Genomic DNA, 19,152 nt, shown 5'->3' on the forward strand with positions numbered 1-19,152 from the left:
CTTGCAGCCATTTCGACAGCAGGTACATCCGACCGCCTTGCTGCCGCTAAACCTACTTTTTCAACAGAATCGGCCGAATGCAGCCGCTGGATGCTTAGCTGCTTGCGCGCCATCCGTACAATACGCACTTATTTCTTCTGTAAGCCATCCTCGATATGACTGCCCTGCTGTTCGTAGTATTCGCCGCCCTCTTCTCCTCCATCAGCGCACATGCCGAAGCGCCCGCCAGCTTCGCCACAGCTAAGGTGATTGCTAAGCAGCAAATTTTCTTCGACCAGGCATCGAGCCCTCTTGGCGAACTCTACTGTGGCTGCAAGTGGGAATGGACAGGGAAATCGGGCGGCCGAATTGATCCCGCGTCCTGCGGCTACGAAACCCGCGCTCAGCAGAACCGCGCCGACCGGATCGAGTGGGAACATATCGTGCCCGCCTGGGTGTTCGGCCATCAGCGCCAGTGCTGGCAGAACGGCGGACGTAAAAATTGCATTTCGGACGATCCGGTTTTTCGCGTTATGTAGGCCGACCTATTCAACCTGTACCCTTCGGTTGGCGAGGTCAATGGCGACCGTAGCAACTACCAGTACGGCATGGTCACCGGCGTAGCGCCGCAGTACGGAGCGTGCACCACAAAGGTGGATTTCAAGGAGCGCGCCGCCGAGCCGCGGAACGAAGCCAAAGGCATTGCCTCGCGAGCCACCTTCTATATGTACGATCGATACGGGCTGTCTATGTCGCGCCAACAGCAGCAGTTGCTAATGGCATGGAATCGGCAGTACCCAGTGTCCGCCTGGGAAAAGGAATGGAACAGCCGTACCGCGAAGGTCATGGGGCACCCGAATCCTTTCATCACTGGTGAGCGCTCTTGGAGCCTTGGCCACAAGCCGACCCGCGACGGCATCGTGAGCGCCATTCCTACCCGAGCCGCAGCCTCCACGACAGAGAAGGCTAGCGCTGATTTAATCATCGGCAACCGCAACAGCAAAATCTACCACCTGCCGCAGGGCTGCCCTAGCTACGGCGCGGTGTCACCGAAGAATCAGGTACCGTTCAAATCGGAAGCAGAGGCCAGTGCGGCAGGCTACCGGAAAGCGGGCAATTGCCGATAGAGCGTCTTACTTGCACCCTACCGTCCACAGCTGATCAATCCGCGTCGTGAAACTCTGACTCATCATCTCTCGCCGCATGCCCCAATCGGGCGCGGTGGGTACGCGGCCTGGCCGAAGCGTGTTGCGCCCCCACTTTGCATTGATTGCATCCATCACGCCCATCACGCGCTCCGACGCCTCCGGCTGGGTTTCGGCGAAGAGATCGTCGGTGTACTCACCTCGCTGCCGCAGGTCCATCAGCAGAACCTCGGCTTTACTGAAGGAAAAATCCGCTCGATACACATGCGCCAGCCCTGCGAGTGCCGCGCGGGTGATGTACCTGGTATCGTCAGTCGGGTAAGGCAGCTCGCATACCACACCCTTTGCGAACTTCGGCTCATCGGGGTTGAACATCCCGGTGCGAATACTCACCCGTACGCGCTTGCACATGGACTGTTGGGCCCGCAGTTTCTCGCTGGCCCTGGCGGCGTATGCCGCCACTGCCTCCTTGATTGGTTCCAGCTCGCGCAGGCGCTTGCCGAACATCCGCGAGCAGCAGATTTCCTTTTTGGGTGACGCGACGTCCTCCAGATCGAGGCACGGCGTGCCGCGCAGTTCGCGGGAAGTTTTCTCGATAACGACGCTGAATTTTTTGCGCAGGGTCCAGGCATCCGCGCTGGCTAGATCCCAAGCAGTACGTATGCCCATCCTGTTCAGATGCTCGGTCATCCGGCGTCCGACACCCCATACATCGCCGACTTCAGTCACACGCAGTACCTTGTCGCGCCGCACCGGGTCGAGAAGGTCCACTACCCCACCCGTCTGCTTCTGCCAGCGCTTCGCTGAATGGTTCGCCAGCTTGGCGAGCGTCTTGGTCTCCCCAATGCCCACCCCGACCGGGATACCTGTGCTGCGCAGTACCTCAGCGCGGATCCGCCTGCCGAGCACTTCGACGTCTGGCACACCGGTAAGGTCCGCAAACGACTCGTCGATCGAGTACACCTCAACCTCAGGCACCAGGCTCTCAATGACCGTCATGACGCGCTCGCTCATATCGCCGTACAGGGCGTAGTTGCTGGAAAACACCACGACGCCCCAACGCTCCAGATCGCGCCGGATCTGAAAATACGGCACGCCCATTTTGATGCCGAGCTGCTTGGCCTCGGCCGAACGCGCAATCACGCAGCCGTCATTGTTCGAAAGCACGACGATAGGCGTACGACGCAAGTCTGGTCGGAAGACACGTTCGCAACTGGCGTAGAACGAGTTGCAATCGATGAGGGCAATGGCCCGCTCAGTACTTGCCATGGATTCGGATGCTGTATGACACCACGCCCCATACGTAGAGTTCTTCGCTTTCGAGGAGGTACCGCGGCGGGAACTTCGGATTGGCCGAGCGCAGAATGACCTGGCTGCCGGCTCGGTCGAAAATCTTGACCAGAGGCTCGTTATTCAGCGCTGCAATGATCACCTCCCCCTTCTCGGCCTCCCGTCCCCGGTCGATGATCAGAATGTCTCGGTCGAAAATGCCGACCTGGATCATGCTCTCCCCGTCTGCGCGCGCCAGGTAGGTATGCGGAGCTCGGATGTTCATCAGCTCGTCGAGCGAGATGCTCCCTTCCATGTGGTCCTGCGCTGGGCTCGGGAATCCCGCGGGCACGCAGAAACTGAAAAACGGCAGTGCAATTGTGGCGGGAGCAGCAGGTCCCAAGATGTGGACGGGCATGGTACAGACCTCGTAACTGTATGCACATACAGTATTCTGAGGCTAGAGTCCGGTCAATTGAACCAGATGTGCGGGGGCACCCATGTGTGGACGTTTTGCTCAGTACCGAGTCGCTTATGAATATTTGGACAAGATCGCGGTGCAGCTACCCTTGCCATTGCGTGGCGGCGTGAATCCTGAGCCGATCGGACGATACAACGTGTGTCCGCAATCAATGGTTCAGCTCCTGCACCAGGACGATGATGGGCTGCGCATGGATTCATTCAAATGGGGTTACGCCCCATTGTGGGCACAGGGGAAGCGACCACCAGCGATAAATGCCAGGGTGGAAACGGCCGCGACTAGCAAGTTCTTTCGCGATATCTGGCAAACCGGCCGCGCAATAGTGCCCGCTGATGGTTGGTACGAGTGGAAGAAGGACGCGTCCAACCCGAAGATCAAGCAGCCCTACTACATCACGCTCCGTAGCGGCGAGCCGATGTTCTTCGCAGCGCTCGGGCGGTTTCAGCGAGGCGGCTCGCTGGAACCGCGAGACGGCGACGGCTTTGTTGTCATTACGTCCTCCAGTGAGGCCGGCATGCTTGACATTCACGACCGGCGTCCACTGGCTCTATCGCCGGAGTACGCCGCTCAGTGGATGGCCCCGGATTTACCGCCAAGCGAGGCTGAAGTGCTCGCACTAGAGCATGGCTTGTGCGTGGAGGAATTCCAATGGCATCCAGTGGGCAGGGCCGTCGGGAACGCACGGAATGAGGGGCCCGAACTTATCAATCCGATCGCCCACCCCTTGTTGTGAACCACTCGGGACCTCGCTCGACGATAAAATGGCGAACCTTAAGGAGTATTACTCTTTGGTCAGATCCAATCCACACGCGAGTATTTGCTAACCTTCTCACCAACGTAATCGATTGGTGACACGTTCGAATGAACACTTGGAACTATAGGGTCATCAAGAGCCAAGACCCTATCGAAGGGGCCACCTTCAAGATACATGAAGTCTACTACGACCAAAGCGGCGAGATCGAAATGTGGACGGAGCGCCCGGTAGTCCTTGAAGAAGGGTCGATGGAGAGCTTAGAAACCACGCTAAAATACATGCTTGATGCCACTCGCAAGCCACCCCTAGAGGAGGCCTCAATCGACGGCAAAATACGATTAGTGCCAGTATCGTCATCCACGCCAGATCAGGACTTGCCGAGTCACATCAGCGACGATATGTGATCGGACATAGGGCCGCGAATCATCATACTGACTAGGCGTGAAAGTGCCTGCCTCCTCAAGGTTGATCGTGCCCAGCTTAGGTGCAATGACACCGTTCTGAAGGACTAGCTCAAACCTCTGTGTGGGTAGGCGTGCGGGTAAGATTGTTTTACTAAAAATAAATACTGAAAAAACAAAAGGTTATGCAGATTAAATGCCGGCCACAAGCCGGCTTTTTATTGCCTAAAATTTCTGTTCGCAACAGCCCGAGCCTCGACACTTCACCCCGGCCCCGGATCGCAAATCGACGAGCGGTCGCCGCCCTCTGAACCATCAAAAGCCAACGCGCCACCCCGCTGCTAGAGGGGCTTTGCCCCGATATCGCAGCGCTTGTCCGCTTCTGTCACCTTGGCTGTCATCTTCCGCATCCCGTGTCACGCACGCCCTGCCCTGAAACGCTTGCCGCCCCAGGGCAGTCCAACCCTATCTCAATCCTGCTCGGCGCCTCGCCGCCGGCATCAGGACGGCGTGTGAAGAACGCCAGTCAGCAACCCGCTGCCGCAAGGCAGCCCAGCGATGGGGCAGACCATGGCCGATGACAACCGAAACCCGCCCGGGCAGGACGCTCGCGAAAAGAATTCACGCAGCGGGGTCGAGATCCATGACCCCGACAACGCGTCCCGATCGCGTCGCGCCTTTCTCAAGGCGGTCGGGGCCACCGGCCTGGCGGCGGCTGCGGTGCCCGCCTGGGGCCGCGTCGGTTACGTCAATGACGACAAGGAGGAGCCGGCGGCGCAGCGACCGGATGGCGAAGCGGGCCCGACGGCCGGCCAGCAGCGGATCACGCTCAAGGTCAACGGCAAACCCCACACGCTGGACGTCGCGGCCAACATGGTCTTGCTCGACGTGCTGCGCCACCAGCTTGATCTGACCGGCACCAAGAAAGGCTGCGATCACGGCCAGTGCGGCGCATGCACCATTCACGTCAACGGGCAGGCGATCAATTCCTGCCTGAGCCTGGCGATTGCCCACGACGGCGACGAGATCACCACGGTCGAAGGCCTGGAGCGCGACGGCCAGATGCATCCCATCCAGCAGGCGTTCCTCGAACACGATGCCTATCAATGCGGCTACTGCACCTCGGGCCAGATGATGACGGCGGTGGCCATCCTCAACGACCCGAGCGTGGGCAAGGACGATCTCTCCGTGCGTGAGGCCATGAGCGGCAACATCTGCCGCTGCGGGGCCTACAAGAACATCCTCAGCGCCATCCAGTCGGCGCGCAAGCAGATGAAGCCCGCCTAGGAGGCCGACATGCGCCATTTCGAATACAGCCGCGCCGACAGCGTCGAGCAGGCGGTCGCAACTTATTCCGCGGGCAAAAATGCCTCGTTCCTGGCCGGTGGGACCAACCTGCTGGACATGGTCAAGCTCGACCTCATGCGTCCCGAGCTGATGGTCGACGTCAATCGGCTGCAGCTCAATCAGGTCGAAGAACTGGATGATGGACGACTCAAGGTCGGCGCCATGGTTTCCAACGCTGCGCTGGCCCGACATCCGCGCGTGGAAAAAGACTACCGGGTGCTGTCCGAAGCACTGCTCTCCGGCGCCTCGACGCAGTTGCGCAACAAGGCGACCACCGGTGGCAATGTCATGCAACGGGTACGCTGCCCCTACTTTCGCGACGGCACCTCGGCCTGCAACAAGCGCGACCCAGGCTCTGGCTGCTCGGCCATCGGCGGGCACAACCGTTCGGTGCACGCGGTGCTGGGCACCAGTGATCAGTGCATCGCCAGCCACCCCTCCGACATGTGCGTGGCGATGGCGGCCATTGGTGCCAAGGTCAACGTCGTCGGCCCCAATGGGGCACGCGATATCGACTTTCTCGACTTTCACCTGCTGCCGGGCGACAAGCCCTGGGAAGAGTTCGCGCTCAAGGATGATGAGCTGATCACCCATGTCACCCTTAACGCGCCGATGCAGGGCGGAAAAAGCGCGTATCTAAAGCTGCGCGACCGTTCCTCGTACCAGTTTGCCCTGGCTTCGAGCGCGGTCATCGTTGCGCTCGAGGGCAACACCATTCGCGAGGTGCGTCTGGCACTTGGCGGCGTCGCGACCAAACCCTGGCGCGTCCTGGAAGCCGAGCAGGCTCTCAAAGGGCAACCGGCTAATACCGCCACCTTCGAGAAGGCTGCACGCATCGCCATGCAAGGGGCCAAGGGCTACGAGCACAACGCCTTCAAGATTCCGCTGGGCCAGCAAGCCATCGTGCGCACGCTGACAAACCTCACCGCCGGATAGAGCCAGCCAATACAGGACTGCAACCATGAGCGAAAAAATCATCGGTGCTGCCAAGCCACGCATCGACGGCCCGCAGAAGCTGACCGGCCGCGCCAAGTATTCCTCGGACAACAACCTGCCCGGCATGGCGTACGCATACGGCGTGTTCAGCACCATCGCCCGCGGCGAAATCACCCACATCGATACAAGCGTGGCGAAACAGTCGCCGGGCGTGATCGACATCTTTCATCACAACCACTTCCCGAAGCTGTACCACACGCCGAGCAGCATGGCGCAGGAGAACAAGGTCGACGAGGTGCGCCTGCCGTTCGAAGACAACAAGGTCTATTACGCCGGGCAGTTCGTCGCGCTGGTGGTCGCCGACACCTTCGAGAACGCCCGTGCCGCCGCCTACAAGGTCAAGGTCGATTATCAGAAGAGTGCGGCCATCGCCAACCTAGACCAGGCTGTCGAGCGCAACGGCAGCAAGATGCAGAAAAAATCCAACCATACCCGGGGCAATCCTGAGCAGGCTTACGGGAGCGCGGCCAAGGCCATCGATGCCACGTACTACACGCCGGTCGAAACGCACAATCCGATGGAGATGCACGCCACCGTAGCGGCCTGGAATGACGGCAAGCTGACGATGTACGACACGACCCAGGGCGTGGTGAATGCGCGCAACGTCTATGCCAAGGTGTTTGGCCTATCGCAGGATCGGGTCGAGGTGCTGACGCCGTTTCTCGGCTCGGGTTTCGGCAGCAAGCTGTGGCCCTGGCCGAACGCGATTGCCGCGGCGGCGGCCGCCCGGGAAATCGGTCGGCCCGTGCAGCTCGTGGTACCGCGCCAGGAAATGTTCACCACCACCGGCCACCGCCCCGAAACGCGCCAGCGCATGCGGCTGGGCACCGACAATGCAGGGCGATTGGTCTCGCTGCGCCACGAAACGGTCTACACCACGTCTACGGTCGACCAGGTCGATACCTACGTCGAGTCCTGCGGAAAGATGACTCAGGGCCTGTACAGCTGCGACAACCTGAGCGTGACCCACGCTGCGGCCCGTACCAACCGCGGCACGCCCACCTCGATGCGCGCGCCAGGCGCGGCGCCGGGCATGTTTGCGCTGGAATCGGCGATGGACGAGATGGCCGAGCAACTCGGCATGGACCCGCTCGAATTCCGCCGTCGCAATGTCTCCGACACTGACGAGAGCAAGGGACTGCCTTGGTCGAGCAATCAGATTCGTGAAGCCTACGACCAGGCCGCCCAGCGTTTTGGCTGGGCCAAACGCAATCCAGCAATCGGCTCGATGCGCGAGGGCAATGAAATCATTGGCTGGGGCATGGCGAGCTGCAATTGGGAGGCGATCCGCCGACCTTGTGACGCGCGGGTGTCGCTGCGTGCAGACGGTTCCGCCTTCGCTTCTTGCGCCACTCAGGACATCGGCACCGGCACCTACACCATCGTGGCGCAGGCGGTGAGTGACGTGACCGGCGTGCCGCTGGAAAAGATCGAGGTCGAGCTGGGTGACTCCTCCTATCCGTCAGGGCCAATCTCCGGCGGCTCCTGGGCGACGGCGACCACCCTGCCCGCTATCGCCGCAGCCGGGCGCAAGGCCATCGAGGTGCTCAAGGAGTATGCGACGTCGGAAAACGGGGCCTTTCCAGATGCCAAGCCAGAGGACCTTACTTTCGAAGACGGTCAGCTGAAGAACACCGATGGGAAGTCGATCGGTTTCGCCGAGGTGCTCAAGGCCCGTCAGCTGGCCAGTGCCGACGGTGAGGCGCATACCGAAGGCGCCCCCACTGAGACCTATGCCTTCCGCTCGTTCGGTGCACATTTCGTCGAAGTTCGCTGGGACCCGGGCATTTCCAACCTGCGCGTCACCCGCGTGGTCAGCGCCATCGATGTCGGCCGCGCCATCAACGCACTGACGTCGCGTAACCAGGTCGAGGGTTCCATCGTCATGGGCATCGGCATGGCGCGTTTCGAGCAGACCGACTACGACCACCGCGATGCACGCCCGGTCAACAACAACTACGCCGAATACCTGGTGCCGGTGCATGCGGACCAGCCGGATATCGACGTGATCCTGCTCGACTATCCGGACTTCAAGTTCAACGAGTTCGGTGCGCGCGGCATTGGCGAGATCGGCATCACCGGGATACCCGCCGCGATTGCCAACGCGGTCTACCACGCCACCGGCAAGCGCATCCGCGACCTGCCGATCACCCTGGACAAGCTGATGGACGCCTCGGCTTCGGTGAAACAGGCGTAACTGCAGTGGCTGCTGGAAGGCAGCCACTCGCTCAGGCGACGGCAGCATGCCCTGACCGCTGGGCCAGCGCTCTGCACGTGGTGGCTCGGTTTCTTCCCAGTGTTGAGACTGATGCGAGCCACACGTAGCACTCGCGCAGGCAGCCAGGCGAAACGCTTCGATGCCACGGCTCACCTTTCAGCAACGGGCCGTCCGACACGAAAAAGCCGGCCTTAAAGGCCGGCTCACGAAGCCGCAAACAAAACGCTACCGATGCGTCTGATTACAGACGAATCGGTAGCGCTCGCCCGTCAGCTCTTGCCTTTCTTGATGGCCTCTCCCGAACCGAGATCGGCACCGGTCATCGGGTCGACGGACACGTCGGACTGGGTTCGCACCGCCATCTGCTGCACCACTTTCTGCTGTGCCTTGCTCAGATCAACGGACGGCTTCCCATCACCGCCGTTTACTGCCGGCTCCGGGTTGTCGACAAATTCCCACTCCGGCCCCTGGTTCCACGGGCCGCGCAAGTCGCCTTCGCCCTGCGAGAGGTTGTAGTAGACGTTGGCAAATTGCGGATCACCCGGCAGCTTGCCCTGAGGGAAGTTGGGTTGAATCGCGTGCAAGGCCTTTTCGAAGGATTTCTGGTGCGCGATTTCGCGGGTCATCAGAAATTTGAGTGCATCCTTGATGCCGGGGTCGTCGGTCACGTTGATCAGACGCTCATAGACGATCTTGGCGCGCGCCTCGGCGGCAATGTTGGAACGCAGATCTGCGGTCGGCTCGCCAATGGAGTCCACGTAGGCCGCCGTCCAGGGCACACCCGCCGAATTGGTCAGCGCCGGACCACCGCCGTACAGCAGCGAGGTGATGTGCGAATCGTTGCCGCCACCGGTCAGGGAGCGATACAGATCCGCTTCCTTTTCGACACCTTCGGACAACTCGCCCTTGGCACCCTTGTTCAGCATGCCGACGATTGAGCCGATGACTTCCAGGTGACTGAGTTCCTCGGTCGCAATGTCCATGAGCATGTCTTTGCGGCCTGGGTCATCCTCGGCGACACCTTGGACGAAGTAACGCATCGCAGCGGCCAACTCGCCTTGCGGTCCGCCGAACTGCTCGAGCATCAGGTTGGCCAGCCCCGGATTCGGAGCGGCTACTCGCACGGTATATTGAAGTCGTTTGTTATGGACGAACATGGTTCACCTCTCAAGTTGGGCTTCCCTAATTCACTGCCTCCTGTCTATGGGTTGAAATGGTCGCTGCGAACTGCACTGATTGCAGGCGACCCTAGTTATGGAGTGCAAGAAGTAGCAGCCGTCCGATTATTTTTTTTAATGGAGCCCATGAGAAATAGAGATGGCTTCTCGTCGCTGCTTGACGGTCTTCCGCCCATTTTTTGCTTGGTCTGCCATGAAACACGTGAACGGTTCCAAGCCAGACGACTCTATCGAATCCACAGCTTTTGCTGATCGAGGTCTCAGATGCGTCATCGCTTAGGCTCCATCCGTAACCGGTTCGTCCCCTTGCTTCTTGCAGCCGCAGCGCTTTCGCTTGGCAGCACGTCAGGATTTGCCGACTCGCCACAGGTGCTCGGCTGGGTCGAGGAAGGCTTGATTCTTCCCGAACGAGTGGCGGTGAAATTCAAGCTCGACACCGGCGCGCTGACCTCTTCCATGCATGCGGAAAACATCGATCATTTCGAGAAGGATGGCGAGGACTGGGTTCGGTTCACCGTCGAGCTGGAAGACATCAACACCGACAAGCAGGTGCGCACGCGCCTGGAACGCGAGCTGATACGCGACATCAAGGTGCGCGGTGCAGGCGGCGCTGAAGAGCGGCCGGTGGTGCTGATGAAGGTCTGCCTCGGCAACCAGATATACGAAGAACAGTTCTCGCTAAACGACAGGGACAAAATGAATTACCCGGTGCTGATTGGCCGCCGCACCTTGGAAAAGGTCGGCCCGGTGGATTCATCCAAGACCTTTACCGTCGAGCCAAGCTGTCCCGATTCTAGGCAGTAAACACACTCCAAACTCGTCCGGTCACTGCGCGCTAGCCAGCACGCTGAGCGCTGCCGTCGGCATCAAGCCGCAAGCCCGGCGCTTTTTCTGCAACTCACCCAGGCCCCTCCGGTCAACTGAATAGCAGCCCTGGCTACCTGGGCTGACCTCAGCACAACGACCGGTCATGCGGGGGATTCGTGGAGCATCAAGGTGAGTACCTGAGACAGGGCGCCATGCCGTCGGACATGGGCATGGACGCGCACATGCAGATGATGGAGCGACGCCGGCTCGCTACGCTGTGGTGCCATTTCGTCAACGCACTGCTGGGGCTCTGGGTGCTCGGCGCCCCCTTCATCTTTGGCTACCTGAACATCTCGCCAACCGATCTCGACTTGCCGAGACTGGCGAGCGAGCGTGAGCTGCCGGACGTCGCCACGCGAGTGCTGATGATGAGCTGGAATGATGTCGTCAGTGGTGCCTTGATCGTGCTGTTTTCAATTCTTTCGCTGAAACGTATCGCCTGGGCGCAGTGGGCGAACACTGCCATGGGCCTGTGGCTGATGCTCGCGCCGCTGTTGTTCTGGACGCCGTCGCCTGCCAGCTACGGCAACGCCCTTCTGGTGGGCGGACTGGTGATCGCCTTTTCCACCTTGGTGCCGATGATGCCCGGCATGAGCATGAGCGGCATGATGCAGAAGGCCGCCGTGCCGCCGGGCTGGGATTACAACCCCTCGACCTGGATGCAGCGGTTGCCGATCGCCTTTCTCGCCGTAATCGGCATCCTGCTGGCGCGTTACCTGGCCGGCTACCAGTTGGGGCACACCGCCAACGCCTGGGATCCATTCTTCGGAACCGAGCCCAACGGTACCGAGACCATCATCACCTCCGACATGTCACGCGCCTGGCCGGTATCCGATGCCGGTGTCGGGGTCATGGCCTACATGATCGAACTCTTGATGGCGGTGATGGGCGACGCCCGCCGGTGGCGGACCATGCCCTGGATGGTCGCCGCGTTCGGCGTGGTGGTAGTGCCATTGGGCGCGGTGAGTATCTTTTTCATCATCGCGCAGCCGATCTTCATCGACACCTGGTGCACCCTCTGCTTGGTCCAGGCGCTGGCGATGCTGGTGATGATGCCCTACGCCCTGGATGAGCTGGTGGCCATGGGGCAGTTCCTCAAGGATGCGCGCAGGCGTGGCAAGCCCTTCTGGAAGACCTTCTGGCACGGCGATGCAATGGAAGGCGCACGGGAAGACAACACGCCGGAGTTCGACGGCAGCTTGTCATCCATGACATTGAAAGGCCTGCGCGGCGTGAACCTGCCCTGGGGCCTTTTCTTGCTCTGCATCCTTGGCGTCTGGCTGATGTGCACCCGTCTGATCTTCGGCACTGAGGGCTCGATGGCCAACAGCGATCACCTGATGGGCTCATTGTTGATCACCGTCTCGGTGCTGGCCTTTGCCGAAGTCGCACGTCCGCTGCGCTTTCTCAACCTGCCGATCGGCGCCTGGCTGATCGCCGCGCCGTCCTTTCTAGACGGCGCCGGCTTCGCCGCCACCGTTGGCAGCCTGATTGCCGGTGTACTGATCATCGGCCTGAGCCTTCCGCGGGGGCCGATCCGCCACCGCTATGCAGGCTGGAACGCGCTGCTGCGCTAACCCATCACAGACAGGAGTTTTTAGATGAGCGACCGCGAACAAACTGCCGTGATTTGTGGAGGCACCGCTGGCGTGGGCCGGGCAACGGCCCATGCGTTCGCGCAGGCGGGCTTTCGCGTGGCAGTGATCGCGCGCGGTGAGCAGGGCCTGTCCGACACACGCGAAGAACTGGAAGCGGCCGGCGCGAAGGTGTTGGCGATTTCGGCCGATGTTGCCGATGCCGAAGCCGTCGATCACGCCGCCGAGCGAATCGAAGCGGAGCTGGGCCCGATCGAGGTATGGGTCAATGCGGCCATGGCGACGGTGTTCGGACCAGTCAACAAGACCAGCGCCGCGGAATTCAAGCGGGTCACCGAGGTGACCTATCTGGGTTTCGTTCACGGCACGCTGGCGGCGCTGCGCTACATGGAGGCGCGCAACCGCGGCACCATCGTCCAGGTCGGCTCAGCATTGTCCTACCGTTCAGTTCCGCTGCAATCAGCCTACTGCGCGGCGAAATTCGCAATCCGAGGTTTCACCGATTCGCTGCGTTGCGAACTGATCCATACCAACAGCCAGGTCCGGTTGACCATGGTCCAGCTTCCGGCGCACAACACGCCGCAATTCGATTGGTCGCGTAACAAGATGGGCAAACGCCCGCAGCCGGTTCCGCCCATCCATACGCCGGAGGTGGCCGCACGCGCCATTCTGCGTGCCGCGACCGATGCGCCGCGTGAACTCTGGCTGGGGCGCGCCGCGTTCCAGGCGATCATCGGCAACATGTTCATGCCCGGCCTGCTTGACCGGATGATGGCCAAGCAGGCCTGGAGCGGCCAGATGACCGATGAGCCGGCCAGTGACGACCAGCCAGACAACCTGTTCCAGCCGGTCGACGGCCTGCATCGAATCGACGGGCGGTTCGGCAACCAGGTGAAAGACAAAGCGCTCGGCCTGAGTGCCGAAACAGTCGGCAAGCTGGCCGCCGGAGGCTTGGCCGTGATCGCCTTACTCGTCATCGCCCTGGTCGCGGCCATCGCCAGTTAGGGCCACGCATCGGCGACCTGCCAGGGCCCGTGGCTCCGTCAGCCCGCCTTGGTGTCTGACGAGACAGAGGCGCCCTGTTTCGCAGAGTGAGACGTCAGCTCCTGCCGCGCCTGCCGAACGACCGAAAAACCGGCGGACAAGGCAAGCCCGGCCATGACCAGTGCCACAATCAGATCCGGCCAGCCGGAGCCGGTGCCAAACACCCCGGCGGCGGCGACCATTACAGCGACGTTACCAATCGCGTCGTTGCGGCTGCACAGCCAGACCGAGCGCATGTTCGAATCACCCTCGCGAAAGGCATAGAGCATGAGCGCCACAACAACATTGGCAATCAACGCCAGCGCACCGATGATGCCCATGGTCAGCGGCTCGGGCACCACATCGGCATAAATCGACCAGCCCGCGCGAGCCAGCACGAATACGCCGAACGCGAGCATCGTCACGCCTTTGACCATGGCCGCCCGTGAGCGCCAGACCAGCCCCATCGACAGCACTACCAGGGTAATGCCGTAGTTGGCGGCATCGCCTGCGAAATCGATGGCGTCGGCCAGCAGAGAGACCGAGCCTGAACGCAGCCCACTGACGAGTTCAACACCAAACATAAGCAGATTGATCGCCAGCGCGACCCACAGCGCCTTGCGAAAAACCGGGTTGACTGCTGGTTTTGAACAACCGGAATCACAGCATCTCGACGACATTGGATGTCCTCCTGAACTATATTCGGAGCCATTGCACACCCTGGAGCAACTCCAGGGTCAAGCCCTATTTACCGAATCAAGCCGACAAGCAGGAGGCCATGATGCGCATAGGCGAGCTGAGCACAGCGGCCGAGGTCGACGTCGAGACCATTCGCTATTACGAAAAGATCGGTTTGATGCCCGCCCCGGAGCGCGGCGCCAACGGTTACCGGTCCTACTCATCCAAGCAGCTGGCGCAGCTGACGTTCATTCGCCATTGCCGCGCACTGGACATTGGCCTGGCTGATATCCGCCGGCTGCTGGAATTCTCCAACCACCCTGACGCCAGCTGCGGAGACATCAATCTGCTGATCGACGAGCAGCTCGAACGCGTCCGCACCCGGCTGGACAACCTACATGCCCTTGAACGTCAGTTGCAGGAATTGCGCAGCTGCTGCCCTGGCAACAGCGCCATGCACGGCTGCGGCATTCTCAACGAGCTGAGCAGTTCGCCGATAGCTAGCGACGATACGCAGCCGTAGGCAGCAGTTTCTCGCCGCGGCCACTGCGCTGCTAGCGAGACCTGGCACGCGCACAGCTCCATCCCAGAGCAAAACATGGCCAGCAGGCGCCTCGCTGGCACTGGTCGCTTGAGAGCTGCAAATGACATGCTTGGCGCAACAGAGCGGCAGCGATACTCTTCGGCTCTTTTGCCGCGAGCTTTTCCAATGCCCCTGTTCGATATGCTGCTGTTGATCGCTGCCGGCTTTGCTGCGGGAGGCATGAACGCACTCGCAGGCGGCGGCACCTTCTTTTCGTTTCCCGCCTTGCTCGCAACGGGCTTGCCACCCGTGACCGCCAACGCGACGAATGCCGTAGCGCTCTGGCCTGCCAGCCTCGCCGCCGCCTGGGCAGCGCGCTCGGCGTTACGCCCCCTTGGCCGTTACCTGATCCCCCTGCTGCTGGCGGGCCTGGTCGGTGGTCTGCTGGGCGGCCTGTTGCTGCTGGCCAGCGGCGATGACGTCTTCAGCCTGCTCATTCCCTGGTTGTTACTGCTCGCTACCGTGCTGTTTGCCGCCAGCCCCTGGCTGAGCCGCTGGCTCGCAGCGCGCCGTAAAGACAGCAATGCGGTGCCGCCTCACGCCCCGATGTCTTTGGCCGCTCACGGACTGGTCTCGATCTACGGCGGCTATTTCGGCGCGGGTATGGGCATCCTCCAGCTCGCGGCCTTTTCCATCGAAGGTCATCAATTGGTCCGCGCCAACGCGTTGAAAAACCTGATCTCTGCGGTGATTTATAGCGTTGCCACGGCGACCTTCGTGATTGCCGGTCGCGTGAGCGGCTACGAGCTGGCGATCCTGCTGGTGGGCACCACGCTCGGCGGCTACGCTGGCGGTGCGCTGAGCAAGAAACTACCGGCAACCTCGCTGCGTCTTTTCGTCATTTTGGTCGGCAGCGTCATGACCCTTTATTACTTCAAGGCGATGTACCTGCCCTGACCACAGGCATCTAGCCCGGTCGGCTTATGGCTTCTGCCGCAGAGCTCTGCTAGTGTCGCGACCGATTCAGAGCAGCCGCAGAGAACAGGTTCCCGCATGGCCCGCAAGAAAGTCGCCCTCGATTTTGAACAATCCCTCACTGAGTTACAGCAGCTGGTCGAGCGCCTGGAAAGTGGCGAGCTGTCGCTGGAGGATTCGCTGACCTGCTTCGAGCAGGGCATCGGCCTGACTCGCGATTGCCAGGCGGCACTTAGCCAGGCCGAGCAGAAGGTGCAGATCCTCCTCGAGCGCGACGGAAAACTGCAGGAAGCCCCATTCGAGATGGACCCTGAAGCATGATCGGCGCCTATCAGAAACGCTGCCAGCAACGCGTAGACAGCTGCCTCGACACGCTCTTCTACCCGCCCCGGCCGCAGCTCGAACGCCTCTATCAGGCCATGCGCTACAGCGTGATGAATGGTGGCAAGCGCGTCCGCCCGCTGCTGGTCTACGCCGCGTGCGAGGCACTCGAGGGTGAGGTTGCTCTGGCAGATGGTGCAGCCTGTGCTGTCGAGCTGATTCATGCCTATTCGCTGGTGCATGACGATCTGCCCGCTATGGATGACGATGACCTGCGTCGTGGCCAGCCCACCACGCACAAAGCCTTCGACGAAGCCTGCGCCATTCTCGCCGGCGACGGTTTGCAGAGCCTGGCCTTCGAGGCCCTGTCGCTCGATGCTCACAACCCTGCGGATCCCTCACTGCGCCTGGATATGGTCGCCAGCCTTGCACGCGCAGCCGGACCGGCCGGCATGGTCGGTGGCCAGGCCATTGATCTGGGTTCGGTGGGTCTGAAGCTTGATAGAACCGCGCTGGAGCTGATGCACCGGCACAAGACCGGTGCGCTGATCGAGGTCAGCGTGCGCCTCGGCGCCCTTGCCAGCGGCCGTGCCGACGCCTCCACGCTGTCAGCGCTGCAGCAATACGCGCAAGCCGTGGGCCTGGCCTTCCAAGTCCAGGACGATATCCTCGACGTGGAAAGCGACACCGCGACGCTGGGCAAGCACCAAGGTGCCGACATCGCACGCGACAAACCCACCTACCCGGCTCTGCTGGGCATGGACAGCGCCAAGGCTTATGCGCTGGAGTTGCGTGACCTGGCGCTCGACGCCATCGCCCCGCTCGGACCTAGCGCCGAGCCGCTGCGCCAGCTGGCCTGTTTTATCGTCGAACGCCGCAGTTAAAAGCCAAATCGAAGGTTCTCGCCGCTGTGGCTGTTCCGCCTGGCGGTGACCGTTGATGCTGGAGGCGTTCTTATCGTTGTAACCATCGGGTAAACTGCGGCTCTTTTTTCAGCCAAAATGATTCGCCCGATGCCCAAGACGTTTCATGAGATTCCTCGGGTCCGCCCTGCGACGCCCGTTCTAGATCGCGCGGCTACGCCCGAGCAGCTGCGCCGCCTAGGCGAAGCGGAACTCGAAGAACTCGCCAACGAACTGCGTCAGGACCTCCTCTACAGCGTGGGCCGGACCGGCGGACACTTCGGTGCTGGCCTTGGCGTGATCGAGCTGACTATTGCCCTGCATTACGTCTACGACACGCCGAAAGACCGCCTGGTCTGGGATGTCGGTCATCAGGCCTATCCGCACAAAATCCTCACGGGTCGCCGCGAGCGCATGGAAAGTCTGCGCCAGAAGGATGGCCTCGCCGCCTTTCCGCGCCGCAGCGAGAGCGAGTACGACACCTTTGGCGTTGGCCACTCCAGCACGTCCATCAGTGCTGCACTGGGCATGGCCATCGCCGCCCGCATGCAGGGCAAGAAGCGCAAGTCGATTGCAGTCATCGGCGACGGCGCGCTTACAGCCGGGATGGCCTTCGAAGCACTGAACCATGCACCGGAAGTCGGTGCGGACATGCTCGTGGTGCTCAACGACAACGACATGTCGATCTCGCGCAACGTCGGCGGGCTTTCCAATTACCTGGCCAAGATCCTTTCCAGCCGCACCTATTCGAGCATGCGCGAAGGCAGCAAGAAGGTCCTCTCGCGCCTGCCCGGGGCCTGGGAAATCGCGCGTCGCACCGAGGAATACGCCAAGGGCATGCTGGTCCCCGGCACGTTGTTCGAGGAGCTCGGCTGGAATTACATTGGCCCCATCGACGGCCATGACCTTCCGACCCTGATCGGCACCCTGCGTAACATGCGCGACCTCTCCGGCCCGCAGTTTCTGCACGTGGTGACAAAAAAGGGCAAAGGCTTCGCCCCGGCGGAAGTCGACCCAATCACCTGGCACGCGATCAGTAAGCTCGAACCCATCGGCGAGCCGGTCAAGCCGAAGAAACCCAGCGGACCCAAGTATTCCAACGTGTTCGGCCAGTGGCTCTGCGACATGGCCGCAGCGGATCCACGCCTGCTGGGCATTACCCCGGCGATGAAAGAAGGCTCTGACCTGGTCGATTTCAGCGAGCGCTATCCGGACCGCTATTTCGATGTCGCGATTGCCGAGCAGCATGCAGTGACGCTGGCAGCAGGCATGGCCTGCGAGGGTTCCAAGCCAGTGGTAGCGATCTATTCGACCTTCCTGCAGCGCGCGTACGACCAACTGATTCATGACGTTGCGGTGCAAAACCTCGACGTACTCTTCGCCATCGACCGGGCCGGTTTGGTTGGCGAGGATGGGCCGACCCACGCGGGCAGCTTCGACCTGACCTATCTGCGCTGCATCCCCGGCATGTTGGTGATGACCCCGAGCGATGAGAACGAGATGCGCCGGATGCTCAGCACCGGCTACCATTTCGAAGGTCCCGCCGCCGTGCGATATCCGCGTGGTACTGGCCCGAACGCAAGGCTGGAACCGGGCCTCGAACCGCTGGAAATCGGCAAGGCTGTGATGCGGCGCGAAGGTAAGCAGGTCGCTTTGCTGGTGTTCGGCGTGCAACTACCGGAAGCCATGCAGGTGGCCGAAACCCTGGACGCAACCGTCGTCGACATGCGTTTCGTCAAACCCCTGGATGAGGCAATGGTTCGCCAGATGGCCGACAGCCACGACCTGTTGGTGACCATCGAAGAGAACAGCATCATGGGCGGTGCTGGCAGCGCGGTCGGCGAGTTCCTCGCCTCGCAGAACCTGAGCACACCGATCCTTCACCTGGGCCTGCCCGACTACTATGTCGAACATGCCAAACCCAGTGAGATGATCAGGGAGTGCGGCCTTGACGCCGCCGGAATCGAAGCCGCGGTTCAAGCGCGCCTGGCAAACTTGCACACTCGGTCGTAAGGTCTAGCGCCGCCATCGGTCGCGGCGAGACGGCTCGCCACACCGCGAAAGTTGCGTCACCTCGATCCGCCACATGCTCGGCGGATCGAGGGCAGGATGATCGTTCTAGGGCTTCTGCGGTCCGGCTGGGCAGGTCAACTTTACGGTCCGTGGGCGTCACCAAAACCTAAACGATCAGCTCTGACGGTAGAACTCTTGCCTGAGGCCCATCATTCATTCGCTTGTCTTTCCTCAGGCCAGGTCGTAAGGTTCGCGCGATTTTCCTATCCGCCCAGGTGTGCGCGACCGCGAGGTCCGCATTAAACGGGAAGCCGGTGCGCTCGAAGAGCAAGGCCGGCGCTGCCCCCGCAACGGTAATCGACCGTGATCAGAGGATCACCGCCCGCTCAACCGCCACTGTGCCAAGCACGGGAAGGCGAGCACGGTGCGTGTCGAAAGCCCGGAGACCGGCCTGACGGATTCGACTGGTGTTGCGGAGGGCAGCACC

Annotated in this window: 17 protein-coding genes, 1 pseudogene and 1 riboswitch; of the genes and pseudogenes, 14 read left to right on the top strand and 4 right to left on the bottom strand. The window is 61.4% G+C overall.

Annotated features, from left to right (window positions below; translation table 11 throughout):
• Nucleotides 1–155 precede the first annotated feature (155 nt).
• Nucleotides 156–1,106, top strand: a pseudogene (locus AAGW23_RS20540) (endonuclease).
• Between the two features lie 6 nt (nt 1,107–1,112).
• On the opposite strand, the gene AAGW23_RS20545 reads toward AAGW23_RS20540, so the two are convergent.
• Nucleotides 1,113–2,393: a Y-family DNA polymerase gene (locus AAGW23_RS20545; RefSeq protein ID WP_342408124.1), complete on the bottom strand. Its 1,281-nt coding sequence runs from the start codon at nt 2,391–2,393 to the stop codon at nt 1,113–1,115.
• Nucleotides 2,380–2,811 (bottom strand): LexA family protein, encoded by a 432-nt coding sequence (locus AAGW23_RS20550; protein WP_312937883.1) that lies wholly within the window; start codon nt 2,809–2,811, stop codon nt 2,380–2,382. The genes AAGW23_RS20545 and AAGW23_RS20550 overlap by 14 nt, the downstream gene beginning before the upstream one ends.
• 82 nt (nt 2,812–2,893) lie before the next feature.
• Between AAGW23_RS20550 and AAGW23_RS20555 the strand changes: the two genes are divergently transcribed.
• The 5 genes from AAGW23_RS20555 to AAGW23_RS20575 all read left to right on the top strand — a co-directional run bounded on the left by AAGW23_RS20555 (nt 2,894) and on the right by AAGW23_RS20575 (nt 8,569).
• Complete coding sequence (locus AAGW23_RS20555; RefSeq protein WP_342408125.1) at nt 2,894–3,607, top strand: SOS response-associated peptidase family protein; 714 nt, start codon at nt 2,894–2,896, stop codon at nt 3,605–3,607.
• Nucleotides 3,608–3,735: 128 nt separating this feature from the next.
• On the top strand, nt 3,736–4,032 hold the full coding sequence (locus AAGW23_RS20560; RefSeq protein ID WP_342408126.1) for a hypothetical protein: 297 nt from the start codon (nt 3,736–3,738) through the stop codon (nt 4,030–4,032).
• A 567-nt stretch (nt 4,033–4,599) separates the two neighbouring features.
• Nucleotides 4,600–5,316 (top strand): (2Fe-2S)-binding protein, encoded by a 717-nt coding sequence (locus AAGW23_RS20565; protein ID WP_342408127.1) that lies wholly within the window; start codon nt 4,600–4,602, stop codon nt 5,314–5,316.
• Between the two features lie 9 nt (nt 5,317–5,325).
• Entirely contained in the window at nt 5,326–6,312 is a 987-nt protein-coding gene (locus AAGW23_RS20570) for a xanthine dehydrogenase family protein subunit M (RefSeq protein ID WP_342408128.1), read from the top strand.
• Nucleotides 6,313–6,337: 25 nt separating this feature from the next.
• Entirely contained in the window at nt 6,338–8,569 is a 2,232-nt protein-coding gene (locus tag AAGW23_RS20575; protein WP_342408129.1) for a xanthine dehydrogenase family protein molybdopterin-binding subunit, read from the top strand.
• 290 nt (nt 8,570–8,859) lie between these two features.
• Here AAGW23_RS20575 and AAGW23_RS20580 read toward each other — a convergent pair whose 3' ends face one another.
• The gene (locus tag AAGW23_RS20580) at nt 8,860–9,747 is read right to left on the bottom strand and encodes a manganese catalase family protein (RefSeq protein WP_342408130.1); all 888 of its coding nucleotides are present in this window, start codon (nt 9,745–9,747) and stop codon (nt 8,860–8,862) included.
• Nucleotides 9,748–10,032: 285 nt separating this feature from the next.
• Between AAGW23_RS20580 and AAGW23_RS20585 the strand changes: the two genes are divergently transcribed.
• The 3 genes from AAGW23_RS20585 to AAGW23_RS20595 all read left to right on the top strand — a co-directional run bounded on the left by AAGW23_RS20585 (nt 10,033) and on the right by AAGW23_RS20595 (nt 13,235).
• Nucleotides 10,033–10,572 (top strand): ATP-dependent zinc protease, encoded by a 540-nt coding sequence (locus tag AAGW23_RS20585; RefSeq protein ID WP_342408131.1) that lies wholly within the window; start codon nt 10,033–10,035, stop codon nt 10,570–10,572.
• Nucleotides 10,573–10,751: 179 nt separating this feature from the next.
• On the top strand, nt 10,752–12,212 hold the full coding sequence (locus AAGW23_RS20590; RefSeq protein ID WP_342408132.1) for a vitamin K epoxide reductase family protein: 1,461 nt from the start codon (nt 10,752–10,754) through the stop codon (nt 12,210–12,212).
• A 24-nt stretch (nt 12,213–12,236) separates the two neighbouring features.
• The gene (locus AAGW23_RS20595; protein ID WP_342408133.1) at nt 12,237–13,235 is read left to right on the top strand and encodes an SDR family oxidoreductase; all 999 of its coding nucleotides are present in this window, start codon (nt 12,237–12,239) and stop codon (nt 13,233–13,235) included.
• 38 nt (nt 13,236–13,273) lie between these two features.
• On the opposite strand, the gene AAGW23_RS20600 is transcribed toward AAGW23_RS20595, so the two are convergent.
• On the bottom strand, nt 13,274–13,933 hold the full coding sequence (locus AAGW23_RS20600; protein ID WP_342408134.1) for a cation transporter: 660 nt from the start codon (nt 13,931–13,933) through the stop codon (nt 13,274–13,276).
• A 101-nt stretch (nt 13,934–14,034) separates the two neighbouring features.
• Here AAGW23_RS20600 and cadR point away from each other — a divergent pair, with 101 nt between their 5' ends.
• The 5 genes from cadR (at nt 14,035) to dxs (ending at nt 18,665) form a co-directional block, all read left to right on the top strand.
• Nucleotides 14,035–14,454, top strand: a complete 420-nt coding sequence (cadR, locus tag AAGW23_RS20605; RefSeq protein WP_342408135.1) for a Cd(II)/Pb(II)-responsive transcriptional regulator — start codon at nt 14,035–14,037, stop codon at nt 14,452–14,454.
• A gap of 186 nt (nt 14,455–14,640) precedes the next feature.
• Nucleotides 14,641–15,411 carry a sulfite exporter TauE/SafE family protein gene (locus AAGW23_RS20610; RefSeq protein ID WP_342408136.1) on the top strand — a complete coding sequence of 257 codons (771 nt, stop codon included), beginning with the start codon at nt 14,641–14,643 and terminating at the stop codon, nt 15,409–15,411.
• Nucleotides 15,412–15,507: 96 nt separating this feature from the next.
• Nucleotides 15,508–15,750, top strand: a complete 243-nt coding sequence (locus AAGW23_RS20615) for an exodeoxyribonuclease VII small subunit (protein ID WP_342408137.1) — start codon at nt 15,508–15,510, stop codon at nt 15,748–15,750.
• Nucleotides 15,747–16,634: a farnesyl diphosphate synthase gene (locus AAGW23_RS20620; protein ID WP_342408138.1), complete on the top strand. Its 888-nt coding sequence runs from the start codon at nt 15,747–15,749 to the stop codon at nt 16,632–16,634. Before AAGW23_RS20615 ends, AAGW23_RS20620 begins: the two co-directional genes overlap by 4 nt.
• 129 nt (nt 16,635–16,763) lie before the next feature.
• Nucleotides 16,764–18,665 carry a 1-deoxy-D-xylulose-5-phosphate synthase gene (gene dxs / locus AAGW23_RS20625; protein ID WP_342408139.1) on the top strand — a complete coding sequence of 634 codons (1,902 nt, stop codon included), beginning with the start codon at nt 16,764–16,766 and terminating at the stop codon, nt 18,663–18,665.
• A gap of 255 nt (nt 18,666–18,920) precedes the next feature.
• Nucleotides 18,921–19,134, top strand: a riboswitch (cobalamin riboswitch).
• The last annotated feature ends 18 nt before the right edge of the window (nt 19,135–19,152 follow it).

It is taken from the genome of Stutzerimonas chloritidismutans (assembly GCF_038562055.1).
Taxonomy (GTDB): Bacteria; Pseudomonadota; Gammaproteobacteria; order Pseudomonadales; family Pseudomonadaceae; genus Stutzerimonas; species Stutzerimonas chloritidismutans_A.